Origin of the sequence: Arthrobacter sp. UYEF21, assembly GCF_040546085.1 — a bacterium.
In the GTDB taxonomy this organism is placed as follows: Bacteria; Actinomycetota; Actinomycetes; order Actinomycetales; family Micrococcaceae; genus Arthrobacter.
The window spans coordinates 125,812-137,805 of record NZ_JBEPNF010000006.1 but is presented as its reverse complement, the minus strand read 5'-3'; the positions used below and the strand labels follow the sequence as shown (position 1 = coordinate 137,805).

General features: G+C 66.9%; 12 protein-coding genes, 1 pseudogene and 1 riboswitch. Of the genes and pseudogenes, 6 read left to right on the top strand and 7 right to left on the bottom strand.

Annotation, left to right across the window (positions count from 1 at the left end; translation table 11 throughout):
• Positions 1 to 52: 52 nt before the first annotated feature.
• Both ABIB27_RS09085 and ABIB27_RS09080 read right to left on the bottom strand, forming a co-directional pair.
• Positions 53 to 316, bottom strand: a complete 264-nt coding sequence (locus tag ABIB27_RS09085; protein ID WP_354215728.1) for a DUF4235 domain-containing protein — start codon at positions 314 to 316, stop codon at positions 53 to 55.
• A 46-nt stretch (positions 317 to 362) separates the two neighbouring features.
• Entirely contained in the window at positions 363 to 575 is a 213-nt protein-coding gene (locus tag ABIB27_RS09080) for a hypothetical protein (RefSeq protein WP_354253813.1), read from the bottom strand.
• Positions 576 to 653: 78 nt separating this feature from the next.
• A riboswitch (TPP riboswitch) is annotated at positions 654 to 790 on the top strand.
• Between the two features lie 70 nt (positions 791 to 860).
• Here ABIB27_RS09080 and ABIB27_RS09075 point away from each other — a divergent pair.
• The 6 genes from ABIB27_RS09075 to ABIB27_RS09050 all read left to right on the top strand — a co-directional run bounded on the left by ABIB27_RS09075 (position 861) and on the right by ABIB27_RS09050 (position 8,663).
• Entirely contained in the window at positions 861 to 1,481 is a 621-nt protein-coding gene (locus tag ABIB27_RS09075; RefSeq protein WP_354215727.1) for an ECF transporter S component, read from the top strand.
• Positions 1,481 to 3,070 (top strand): ABC transporter ATP-binding protein, encoded by a 1,590-nt coding sequence (locus ABIB27_RS09070; RefSeq protein ID WP_354253812.1) that lies wholly within the window; start codon positions 1,481 to 1,483, stop codon positions 3,068 to 3,070. The genes ABIB27_RS09075 and ABIB27_RS09070 overlap by 1 nt, the downstream gene beginning before the upstream one ends.
• Complete coding sequence (locus ABIB27_RS09065; protein WP_354215725.1) at positions 3,067 to 3,861, top strand: energy-coupling factor transporter transmembrane component T family protein; 795 nt, start codon at positions 3,067 to 3,069, stop codon at positions 3,859 to 3,861. The genes ABIB27_RS09070 and ABIB27_RS09065 overlap by 4 nt, the downstream gene beginning before the upstream one ends.
• 138 nt (positions 3,862 to 3,999) lie before the next feature.
• On the top strand, positions 4,000 to 5,523 hold the full coding sequence (locus ABIB27_RS09060; protein ID WP_354215724.1) for a UDP-N-acetylglucosamine 1-carboxyvinyltransferase: 1,524 nt from the start codon (positions 4,000 to 4,002) through the stop codon (positions 5,521 to 5,523).
• Between the two features lie 574 nt (positions 5,524 to 6,097).
• Positions 6,098 to 7,330, top strand: coding sequence for a glutamate--cysteine ligase 2 (locus ABIB27_RS09055; RefSeq protein WP_354215723.1), 1,233 nt, complete (start codon positions 6,098 to 6,100; stop codon positions 7,328 to 7,330).
• Positions 7,331 to 7,457: 127 nt separating this feature from the next.
• Complete coding sequence (locus ABIB27_RS09050) at positions 7,458 to 8,663, top strand: glycoside hydrolase family 26 protein (protein ID WP_354215722.1); 1,206 nt, start codon at positions 7,458 to 7,460, stop codon at positions 8,661 to 8,663.
• On the opposite strand, the gene ABIB27_RS09045 is transcribed toward ABIB27_RS09050, so the two are convergent.
• The 5 genes and pseudogenes from ABIB27_RS09045 to ABIB27_RS09025 form a co-directional block, all read right to left on the bottom strand.
• Entirely contained in the window at positions 8,622 to 9,263 is a 642-nt protein-coding gene (locus ABIB27_RS09045; RefSeq protein ID WP_354215721.1) for a hypothetical protein, read from the bottom strand. The genes ABIB27_RS09050 and ABIB27_RS09045 overlap by 42 nt on opposite strands.
• A gap of 272 nt (positions 9,264 to 9,535) precedes the next feature.
• Positions 9,536 to 9,667, bottom strand: a pseudogene (locus ABIB27_RS09040) (amino acid transporter); the annotation flags it as partial.
• A gap of 436 nt (positions 9,668 to 10,103) precedes the next feature.
• The gene (locus tag ABIB27_RS09035) at positions 10,104 to 11,312 is read right to left on the bottom strand and encodes an O-succinylhomoserine sulfhydrylase (protein ID WP_354215720.1); all 1,209 of its coding nucleotides are present in this window, start codon (positions 11,310 to 11,312) and stop codon (positions 10,104 to 10,106) included.
• Positions 11,313 to 11,732 (bottom strand): rhodanese-like domain-containing protein, encoded by a 420-nt coding sequence (locus tag ABIB27_RS09030; RefSeq protein ID WP_354253811.1) that lies wholly within the window; start codon positions 11,730 to 11,732, stop codon positions 11,313 to 11,315. It lies immediately after the preceding gene.
• Entirely contained in the window at positions 11,729 to 11,986 is a 258-nt protein-coding gene (locus ABIB27_RS09025; RefSeq protein WP_354215718.1) for a DUF1737 domain-containing protein, read from the bottom strand. The genes ABIB27_RS09030 and ABIB27_RS09025 overlap by 4 nt, the downstream gene beginning before the upstream one ends.
• Positions 11,987 to 11,994 lie beyond the last annotated feature (8 nt).

Genomic DNA, 11,994 nt, shown 5'->3' with positions numbered 1-11,994 from the left:
CAGATAATTCGGCTTCAGGACTGCCCAGGGGCCATTAGCTGGACAAAACTCGCTAGACGACGTCCTGGCTCTTAGCGAACCTGGTGATGGCCCGCTGCGTGCCGCGGTTGGCGAGCACCTGGATGATGGTGCTGACCGAGGCTGAAATAAGCGCGAACGTCAGCGCCGAGCGCAGGCTCGTGGGGGTGTCTTCGTCCTTGCCGGTGGGGACCTTGCGGCCGGTGGACTTTTCCCACACGGTGTTGACTAGCTTGGTACCGACAAACCCGGCGCCGAGGCTGATTGCGGTGCCGAGCAGCTTGATGAGCAGGTTCATTCGTTGAACTCCTTATGGGCTATCGGGGATTGTCATTAGCCTAACGTCATCGGACCGGGGGCCGGCACTTGAGCCGCCCGGCTCTTGCCCAGGCCCACCAGCATTGAGGGCATTTCAGCAGCAGCCCCAGGTGGAGGGATTCGTCCTTCGTGAAATGCGGGAACTGCAGCTCGCTGACCTCGGCGTCGGTCCTTGCTATCAGCGCTTCGAGCGAGCCCTGCGGCTGGCTGTCGCTGGAGTCGGGATCGAATACGGTCACATGTGGGAAGTCGGCAGCCGTGGCCCACAATCTACCGCGCCTGCGGTGTAAACTGGATCACGCCCATCAGGGCAGATTTATTTACGACAGGGGAGCGCCGCCGTCGGGCACTGCAGCAATGCAACCGATGGATAGGCGCTGAGAGTGCGGACAGCCGCAGACCCTCGAACCTGATCCGGTTAGTACCGGCGCAAGGGAGTCGAGCTTCTCAGAGTGTCCGGATCCGGGCGGCGCAGTCCGTGCCGAAACCGCGAACTCTCCCCTCCTGTACCTCAGGAGGCAGAAATGACAACAGTAGGCATGAAGAAAGCCAGCTATAGCTGGCGGGTTGTGGACATCGTGGTGGCAGCTTTGATCGCCATCGCCGGCGGTGTCATTTTCTGGGCCTGGTCCCAGGGTGCGGCGCTGGTGTCCGCGCCGATGAACGCCACGTACCCGCCCCTCACCGGCCTGATCGCCGGCGGCTGGATGATTCCGGCCGTCCTGGGCATGCTCATCGTCCGCAAACCGGGCGCAGCGCTCTTCTGCGAGGCCGTTGCCGCCACCGGTGAGCTCATGATGGGTTCCCAGTACGGCACCACCGTGCTGATCTCCGGCATCCTCCAGGGCCTCGGCGCGGAGCTCGTTTTCGCCGCGTTCGGCTACAAGAAGTTCAACCTGCCGGCAGCCGTGCTCGCCGGTGCCGGTGCCGGCCTGTTCTGCGGCCTGAACGATTCCTTCCTCCCGTGGGGCTGGAACATCGCCTATGAAGCCGGCGACAAGGCCACCTACATTCTGTTCTGCGCGATCTCGGGTGCCGTCATTGCCGGCGCCGTGTCCTGGATTGCCACCCGCGGCCTGGCCAAAACCGGGGTGCTGGGCTCCTTCGCTTCCCGGAAGGCCGGTTCGGAGCCCGTTTTCCACTGATGGCCGTTTCCGACGCCGGTGCTTCCGGAGTGCGCCCGGCCGCGGTATCCGCCCGTGGCTGGGGCTGGCGGCACGCCGGCCGCATGGCGCCGGCCGTCCGCGGGCTCGATCTGGACATCGCGCCGGGCGAGCGGGTGCTGCTGCTGGGCCCTTCCGGTGCGGGCAAATCAACGCTGCTGCACGCCCTCGCCGGAGTGCTCGGGGATGAAGGGGACGATGCCGACGAGACCGGTTCGCTGCTAATCGACGGCGCGGTGCCGCGCAGCCAGCGCGGCCGCGCCGGGCTCATGCAGCAGGACCCGGAAACGCAGGTGGTCCTCTCGAGGCTGGGTGACGACGTCGCCTTTGGTGCCGAAAACCTGGCCGTTCCCCGGGACGAGATCTGGAAGAGGGTCCATGAGGCGCTCTATGACGTGGGGCTGCGCAGGGCCGGACGCCCGCAGGGCGGAGCTGGCGGTGCCGGCGGCTTCGGCGGCGGACTCCCGCTGGACCACCCGACGTCGGCTCTGTCCGGCGGCCAGAAGCAGCGGCTGGCCCTGGCCGGCATCCTCGCGATGCGGCCGGGGCTGATCCTGCTGGACGAACCGACAGCCAACCTCGATCCCGCCGGTGTCCTGGAAGTCCGCGACGCCGTGGGCCGCTGCCTCGACAAAACCGGCGCCACCCTGGTGGTGGTGGAACACCGGGTGTCCGTCTGGAAGGACCTGGTGGGCCGGATTGTGGTGCTGCAGCCGGGCTCGGGCGTGCTGCTGGATGGCCCGCCGGACCGGGTGCTCGCCGAGGCGCGGGACATGCTGATCGGGGCCGGTGTCTGGGTGCCGGGCCATGTTCCGGCCACCCGCCCCCGTGCGCGTGCTTCGGCTGACGGCGGCCAGCTGCTGCTGGCGGCCGAGGACGTTGCCGTGTCGCGCGAGCGGCCCCGGCGCCGCGGCTTCCGCACCATTCCGCCGGTGCCGGTGCAAGCGGGGATCACCGCCCAGGTCCGCGCCGGCCAGGCACTCACCGTCACCGGCCCCAACGGCGCCGGCAAGTCCACGTTTGCGCTCACCCTCGCCGGACTCCTGGCGCCGGTGAGGGGGAAGATGTCTGCAGCCGTCGAGCTTTCCGATGGTGCCGGAATCGATCCCTTCACGTGGAGCGCCAAGCAATTGATTTCCCGCATCGGCACGGTCTTCCAGGAGCCCGAGCACCAGTTCGTCACGGGTCGTGTGCTGGATGAGCTGATGTTCGGTCCGCGCCACCTGGGTTTTGGCGAAGAGCGTGTGGAGGAACTCCTGGCACGGCTGCGGCTGACGCACCTGGTGGACGCCAACCCGTACACGCTGTCCGGCGGTGAAAAGCGGCGGCTGTCCGTGGCCACGGTCCTTGCGGCCCACCCGCGGGTGCTAGTGCTCGACGAACCCACGTTCGGCCAGGATGCCAACACATGGTCCGAACTCGCGTCCTTCCTGTCCGAGCTGCTCGACGCCGGAACGTCAGTGGTTTCGGTGACCCACGACGAAGAGTTCAGTGCCGTCCTGGGCGGCACCGAACTGCGCCTTGGCCCGGCGTCGCGGGGCGGCGCCCGCCAGGAAGCAGGTGCGGCATGAGGGATGCCCTCACACTCCGAGGCAACCACGCCCTGTTGACGCACGCCAACCCGCTGGCCAAGTTCGGAGCCGTCTTCCTCATCACCCTGGTGCTGGCGCTGTCCATCGACTGGGTGTCAGCCTCCGTAGCGCTCGCGGCCGAGTTGGCGGTCTTCCCGCTCGCCGGACTTACCCTGCGCCTGCTGTGGCAGCGCGGCTGGCCGCTCATCATCGCGGCTGCCGTGGGCGGCTGGAGCACGGCGATCGTCGCGGCGGACAGCGGCGCTGTACTGCTCGACGTCGGGATCTGGTCCATCAGCGAAGGTTCCCTCCAGCTGGGGCTCGGTTTTATGCTGCGCGGACTTGCGATTGCGTTGCCGGCCATCCTGCTGATGACGTGTACGGACCCCACCGACCTCGCCGACGCGCTGGCGCAGAAGGCCCGGCTGCCGCACCGGTTTGTGCTTGGCACCCTGGCCGCGATGCGGCTGGTGGGACTTCTGGCCGAGGAGTGGCAGACCATTGGGATGGCCCGGCGGGCGCGCGGTGTGGGTTCCCACGGCAGTCCGCTGCAACGGTTGCGGGCCACTCTCGGGCAAAGCTTCGGGTTGCTGGTCCAGGCGATCCGCCGTGCGTCCCGGCTGGCCGTCACCATGGAAGCGCGCGGATTTGGCACCGCCCGGCGCACCTGGGCCCGGGAATCCACCTATTCGCTGCTGGACGTTTGGGTGGTGCTCGGCGGTGTGCTGATTGCGGCTGCTGCTGTGGCTGCCGCTGCCGGGATGGGGACCTGGAACTTCGTCTGGCGGTAGGGATGGCGCACCGCCACCGCCGCGGTTCTGCCAAAAGCGGCGTGAGTAATATCGCATGAATCGGGTATTTGGGTCCATCCCCTCGCCTTTCGCGGGTTCGGTATGCCTCGAATAACTCATCTGTGATATTTTTTGTCTATGATTCAGGAAACTGCCGAGCACATTGCCGCTGCGCTCAAAGACGCCCGAATGGAAAAGAACTGGACCCAAGGCCAGCTCGCCAGCGCACTGGGAACCAGCCAGAGCGCCGTCGCCCGGATGGAACAGGGCAAGCAGAACCTCAGCCTCAAGATGATCCAGCGGCTCGAGGCGATCTTCGAGCGCAGCATCGTCAAGGTGGGCAAACCGCAGATGACGCACTTGCGGATCGAAGGCGGCCGCACGCTTTCCGGGACGGTGGATGTCAACAGCAGCAAAAACGCGGGTGTGGCCCTGCTCTGCGCCAGCCTGATCAACCGTGGCACCACAGTGCTGCGCCGTCTGGCCCGCATCGAAGAGGTCAACAGGATCGTTGAGGTCCTGACCAGCATCGGTGTGGAATGTACCTGGCTCAACGACACCGACCTCCAGCTCCGCCGCCCCGCCGTCCTGGACCTTGCCGCCATGGATGTGGACGCCGCGCGCCGCACCCGCAGTGTAATCATGCTGCTTGGCCCGCTTCTGGATGAGTCCTCCGAGTACCGCCTCCCGTATGCCGGTGGCTGCGACCTGGGCACCCGCACCGTTGAGCCGCACATGCAGGCCCTGCGCCAGTTCGGGCTCGCGGTGGAAGCCACTACCGGTTTCTACACGGTGCAGGCTCCGCCGCCGGATAACCAGCACCGCTCCTTTGTGTTGACCGAGCGCGGGGATACGGTCACCGAGAACGCGATCATGGCTGCGGCCCACCACCGCGGCACCACCGTGATCCGCAATGCCAGCCCCAACTATATGGTCCAGGACCTCTGCTTCTACCTGGAGATGCTCGGCGTGCAGATCGACGGCGTTGGCACCACCACACTGAAGATCACCGGGCAGCCGCTGGTCGACGTCGACATTGAGTATTTCCCGTCCGAGGATCCTATTGAGGCGATGAGCCTGATCACCGCGGGCATTGTCACCAATTCGGAGGTGACCATCCGGCGCGTCCCCATCGAGTTTATGGAGATCGAACTGGCCACGCTGGAGCAGATGGGCCAGCAGTTGGAGATCTCCGGGGAGTACATGGCGTGCAACGGCCGCACCCGCCTGGTGGATGTGACCACCAAGCCGTCCGAGCTGCGGGCTCCGGAGGACAAAATCCACCCCATGCCGTTCCCCGGGCTGAACATCGATAACCTGCCGTTCTTCGCAGTCATCGCGGCCAACGCCCACGGCCAGACCATGATCCACGACTGGGTCTATGAGAACCGCGCCATCTACCTCACGGAGCTCAACAGGCTCGGCGCCCAGGTGCAGCTGCTGGACCCGCACCGGATCTACGTCAACGGCCCCACCAAGTGGCGCGCGGCCGAGATAGGCTGCCCGCCGGCCCTCCGCCCGGCCGCCTGCCTGCTGCTGGCCATGCTCGCCGCACGGGGTGTGTCGGAGCTGCGCAATATCTACGTGATCGAGCGAGGCTACGAGGACCTGGCCGAGCGGCTGAACACCATCGGCGCCAGGGTGGAGTACTTCCAGGACTAAGGCTGGGGCCGGGCCGGCGGATTCTGCACCATCATTCGGGCCGGCCCGGGTTCGGACCGTGGCAGCCCCGTCACGCGGGTTGGTCTTGGCCGAATGACTGAGCGGAATCCGTCACCCGCAGAATCCGTCACCCGCGCGGCCGGCCACGTTGCAGCATGGCGAGGATCTGCTGCAAAACCCTGTCCGGACTGTTCCAAATCCGTTCAGGGGCGTAGCTCAGCACGGCGTACCCCGGGTCTGTGCGACATTGGCACGGGTCATCTCCTTCCGCCAGGTCGCGCGGGAACTGTGGAATTCGAAGCTGTTGACCAGGCACGTCAAACCGTGGATGACGGTGTCTTCAGGCTGGCTATCGGCAGGCTAGTGGGATGCGCTGGATGCCAGGTCACGAGCGAATCGCTGACGATGGCCTGGAGGAACTCGTGGTCCGCGTCGGGCAAGGCCCACACGCCCTTTCGAGGCTGGCTGGCCCCGCCGTTGCGAGTTTCCGGACGGCGCGTTCGGTGTAGCCTTCCCCGCGCAGCGTGCCAACCCGGGCTGCCACGGGCTTGCCGGGTTGGCGCACAATATAAGCATGCGAACTTTCGGCGTCGAGGAAGAGCTCCTGATCGTGGATCCGGACACAGGGCAGCCGCTGGCCTTGGCGGATGCCCTGCTTTCAGGGCACCGTCTGGCGGCCGACGACGCCCCGGCAAACCAGTACGCGCCGGAGACCCGGGACAAAACCGCGCACGACGCCGAGGAAATGGGCCTCAGCGCCGAGCTGAAACTTGAGCAGATCGAGACCCAGACCCGGCCGTGCCTTGAGTACGCAGAGCTGCTACCGCAGATCCGGGCCGGCCGTATGCTCGCGGACCGGGCGGCCCGCAAGAACGGGGCCCGGGTGGCGGCGCTGGCCACATCCCCGTTCGGTTCCGCGAGCCACACCACCCCTGACCCACGTTATGCGCGGATGCTGGAGCGATTTGGCCTGACCGCGCAGGAACAATTGACATGCGGCTTCCACGTCCACACGAAAATCGAATCCAAGGACGAGGGCGTGGCCGTGTTGGACAGGATCCGCGACAAGCTTGCTGTCCTGACTGCGATGAGCGCCAACTCACCGTTCTGGAACGGGATGCCCTCAGGATTCGAGAGTTACCGCACGCAGGCATGGAACCGCTGGCCTACGTCCGGTCCCAGCCCGATTTTCGGCACCTATTCCGCATACCGGCGGGTGGTGACGCGGCTGCTGGACAGCGGTGTGATGCTTGACGAAGGCATGATCTACTTCGACGCCCGCCTGTCCCGGAACCACCCCACCGTTGAGGTCCGCGTGGCCGATGTGTGCCTCCGTGCGGAGGATGCGGCCCTGATCGCAGTGCTGGTCCGGGCCCTCGTCGAGTCGGCGAGCAGGGAGTGGCAGCAGGGTGTAGAGCCGGCCCCGGTCCCCACCGTGCTGCTGCGGATGGCGGCCTGGCAGGCGAGCAGCAGCGGCCTCAGCGGCGAGTTGCTGGACTTCGGCACGTTCCGGCCTGCGCACGCCGTCGACGTCGTTCGTTCCCTCGTGGACTACCTCGCTCCGGTGCTCGCTGAACAGGACGAGCTGTCCCTGGCCCGGGAGGGTGTGGAAGACATCATTGCCCGTGGCACCGGCTCCATCGAACAGCGCCGGGTCCGGGACTCCGCGATGGAAAATGAAGAAGGGCCCGACGACGGCGGGCTGGGGGCCGTGGTGTCGCACGCCGTGGGTGTCACGATGCGCGGGACTTCGGGGCTGCCGGAGGTTGAATACGCCCCCGATTTGCTGCGGGTTCGACAGGCCTGACTTGATCAGACGGCCCTTTCCTGTGCCACGTCGGGCCCTCCTTTTGATCCTTCGGCTGGTTACTATTGGCCAACGGCGTCTTTGTGCGCACGGAACATCATTGTGCGCACAAAGATAAAGGGGACCCATGGAACACCTCACGCGGCGCAGCGCCATGCTGGGATTCGGACTTGCCGCCGTAGGCGCCGGACTCAGTGCGACGGCCGCCTCCGCCGCCCCCGCTCCTGCCGTCACCCTCCTGCCGGCTTCCGGTCCTGCGGGGACCAGTGTGGCTCTGAGCGGATCCGGGTTTCCCAAGTCATCGGCCGGAAGCGTCACCGGCGGCTCCATGACCGTGACCTTTCAAACCACGAAATCCGGGGCGTTCAGCGCACAGGCCACCATAGCCCCAACGGCGCAGGGGCCGGCACCACTGACAGTGACTGTAGGTGGGAGTTCGCTCACCGCGATTTTCACAGTCCTCGCCGTCGTCCCCAAAGTCAGCACGGCCTTCCTCCGCTTTGGCGTCGCCACCCCTGGTGGCGCGGGGGCAGGGGCGGAGCTTGATGCCGTCGCGGCCCTCGTTGGTGAAAGTCCTGGCATTGTCCTGTCCTACAAGGACTTTGGCCAGGCCCCGCCGGTTGGGGAACTGGATGCCGTGGTGAACCGCGGCGCGGTTCCGCTCGTGACGTGGGAGCCCTGGATCGCCGGCAACGGGGTGACCCAGCCGGCCTACGCGCTGGCCCGCGTCGCCGCGGGGGATTTCGACCCCTACATCAGCCAGTGGGGAGCAGCCCTGGCCGCCTGGGGCAAGCCCCTGATGCTCCGGTTCGCCCACGAAATGAACGGCAACTGGTACCCGTGGTGCGAAGCCGTCAACGGAAACCAGCCCGGCGACTACGCCCGGGCATGGCGTCATGTGCACGATCTGGTGAGTGCGGCCGGCGCCAACAACGTGAACTGGGTGTGGGCACCCAATGGCGGCGGATCCGTGGATCCGGCCCTGCTGTACCCGGGAGATCCCTACGTGGATACGCTGGGACTGGATGCGTACAACTGGGGCGCCACCCAGGCCTGGAGTTCCTGGCAGATGCCGGCTGCGCTGTTCGGGCCCCACTTGGCACAGCTCCGGACCATCGCCCCCGGCAAACAAATCGTCATGACCGAAACGGCCAGCACGGAGACCGGCGGGAGCAAGCCGGACTGGAACACGGCGTTGGTTTCCTACCTGCAGACTCAGCCGGACGTCAGCGGGTTCGTCTGGTTCAACTTCAACAAGGAGACTGACTGGCGGATCAACAGCAGCACCGCCTCAGCGTCCGCGCTCGAGGCCGCTCTGGCTGCGCGCCGGTAGCTCGGCTTCCTCATGCCGCATCAGCTGGGCTCCCACCGCGGCCTCCACCAGATAAAAAACAAACGGCGGGATGTCCTTGGTGCCCGCCAGGATGGCGCCGAAGACGGGAACACTGGCCGCCGCAATGATGCCGGTCCAGGGTTTCACCGGCGACAGCAGGAGCCCGGGCGCCAAAGCCGCGAGGGCGCCGATATGGAGACCGGCGTAAGTTAGGAACGGCCAGCTCGGCCCCCGGCGGTAGGCGAACTTTTCCAGATCCGAGGCACGCTCGGCAAGGGCAACAACGAACAGCGGTGCGCCTGCGAGCAGGGCGGCTGCGGCTCCGGAGGCGAGGTTCTTGGCGGGACCGGACCTGATCGCCTGGGCGAACCGGACGAAGCCGACGGGTACCGCAGCAGTGCCGGCCGCTGCCAGGAACTGCCCGGCCACCCAAAGTCCGCGGCTGCGCTGCAGCATCGCCAGCCGCAATGCCGGGTCCTTCGTGGCGTGCACCATGCCCACAAAAGAGATCCCCACCCCCCAGCAGCAACTCGCGGCAACGATGACCGTGCCGGCCCGCCTGTAGGGTTTGTTCGCTGTCTGGGCGTTGGATGAGTGCATGGCTTGCTCCCGGTCCGGCGGATGCGGTGGCCCAGCAACATCGCGGAGATGACCATGAAAATACCCCGCGGCACCGCCCCGGTCAACGGGCGAACAGGTTCGACCGTCCAACCCGCCTGGGTTCCACAGGCGCAGCGGCACCACCAGGCGCAACAGGCGCAGCGCCGCTCAGGCGCCCACGGCCAGCCGGATCCCCAGCGTGAGCAGCACGGCTGCCGCCCCGAAGCCGTCAACGCCCCCGGACGGACCGCGGGGCGCGCCGCCATCACGCCGTACTCCACCAGGAAGGCGGCCCCGGCAAAACGGACCACGTCCACGATCACGGGATTGGACTGCAACAGCGCCCCCACACACGCGATGCAGGCCGCAATGAGGACCGTATCGGAGACGCTGCAGACCAGCACGACGGCGCCACATGCTCGCCGCGGATGCCCTGCCGCAGCACGAACGCGTTCTGGCTGCCAATGGCCACGATGAGGGCAGCTGGAATGGGATGGCCTGCAGGAGCTCGGCGGCAGCGGGTCCACACCGGGCGCCCCATCCCGCTGGTGGTGAATGCCGACTCGCTGTCCATCTGGTTCCTGCCGGCGCCGTCAAGCCTTCCGGCGGACCTCGGCGCCTGCTTTGGAATCCACCGCGAGGATGAACAGCATTCCACCCGTTTGCTCCGGACAGGAGCGGTGATGGCCGCAGTGACCGCAACGCCCGGGCCGGTCCAGGGATGCAGCTCCTCCGGAGCAGCATTGCCTCGCAGCCCCGGTGCTCAACCAGCTGACCGAGTCGGTCCGCCAGACTGCGGCCCGGGAACTCCGCCAGCCCCAGGCCGCAGCCTGACCGCCGTCAGACCTGCTTCAGGGCCTGCTCGAGATCGCCGATGAGATCGTCCACGTCCTCCAGCCCCACGGACAGGCGCACCACGCCGTCGCTGAGCCCGATCGCGGCGCGGCCCTCCGGGCCCATGGCACGGTGGGTGGTGGTGGCCGGATGGGTGATCAGGGACTTCGCGTCGCCCAGGTTGTTGGAGATGTCGATGATCCGTAAGGCGTCCAGCAGCGCAAAGGCGGCGTCCTTGCCCGAGCGGCCACCCGCCGTCGCAAGTTCCAGGGTGAGGACGGTGCCGCCGGCCTTCATCTGCTTCGCCGACAAAGCGTACTGCGGGTGCGACTTCAGTAGCGGGTATTTGACCCAGCTGACGGCCGGCTGCTGCTCGAGCCATTCGGCGAGCCGCAGCGCGGACGCAGAGGAATGGTTCACGCGCAGGGCCATGGTCTCCAGGCCCTTGGTGAGCACCCAGGCGTTGAACGCGGAGAGGGACGGGCCGGTGTGCCGCATGAGCTGCTTGACCGGGCCGTCAATGAATTCCTTCGTCCCCAGGATCGCCCCGCCCAGCACCCGTCCCTGGCCGTCCATGTGCTTGGTGCCCGAATACACAATCACGTCCGCGCCGAACTGCCCGCAGCGCTGGAGCAGGGGAGTGGCAAAGACATTGTCGACGACGACGGTGGCCCCGGCGGCGTGCGCCAGTTCGCTGACCGCGGCGATATCCACGATCTCCTGCATCGGGTTTGACGGCGACTCGAAGAACACCGCAGTGGTGGGCTCGGACAGCGCGGCGCGCCACTGGTCCAGGTCCGGGCCATCCACAAACACCGTCTCCACGCCCCAGCGCGGCAGGATCTCGTTCAGGATCACAAAGCAGGAGCCGAACAGCGACCGCGCGGCCACCACCCGGTCGCCGGCAGCCAGCAGGGCACCCAGGGCGGTGAACACTGCTGACATGCCCGACGCCGTCGCGAAGCACGCTTCGGTGCCTTCGAGCAGGCGGAGGCGCTCCTGGAAGGTGGCCACGGACGGGTTGCCATAGCGGGAGTAGACGAACCGCTGATCCTCGCCGGTGAACGCGCGCTCGGCCGCGGCCGCCGACTCGTACACAAAGCCGGAGTTCAGGAAAATGGGCTCGGTGGTCTCCTGGAAGTGGGTGCGGTCCAGCCCGCCGCGGACAGCCTGCGTGTCTGCGCTCCAGCCCTCGGCGTCTTCGTTGAATGTCATTTAGCGGCTTCCCGGGTTGGTGGGCAGTCCGCTGTTTTTCCAGCCGTTGACGGTGCGGTCGCCGTAACGGTCCGGCTCGCCTTCGAAGCCCTCGAGGACGTTGTAGGAGGTGAACCCGGCCTGCGTCGCGGCGATCGCGGCGGCGACGGAGCGCTGGCCGGAACGGCAGATGAACACCAGTTCCGTGCCGTCGTCCGCCGGGGCCTGTTGCCTGAGGTCGGCGATAAAAGCAGCGTTGGGAATGCCGCCGGGGAACGTCCACTGGATGAACAGGGGATCGTTGTGCTTGTCGTTCGCGGACGCGGTGTCCGGGATGCCGATGTGGGCCCACTCGCCCTCTGTGCGCACGTCCACCAGGATGGCGCCCTGTTCCAGCTTGGCCCAGGCTTCCTGCGGGGTCAGGTCTCCGGCGTAGCTCACGCGTGGCCCTCGCCGTCGAACTCGAGGTCTTCCACTGCCGTGGCGACGGCGGCATCCGCACTGGCGATCGCGGCCGGGAGGATGAGCGCCTGGGCAACAATCACGGCGTTGCCGTTGAACGTGGCGGCGGGGCTGCCGTGCAGCACATACCCCTCGGCCAGGGCGGCGGATATCCGTTCACAAAAGGCCCGGTCATCCGGGCCTGTGATAAGCCGGTAGGACAGTTTTTCTTCAGGGGCAGGTGCGTCAGACACGACGGATC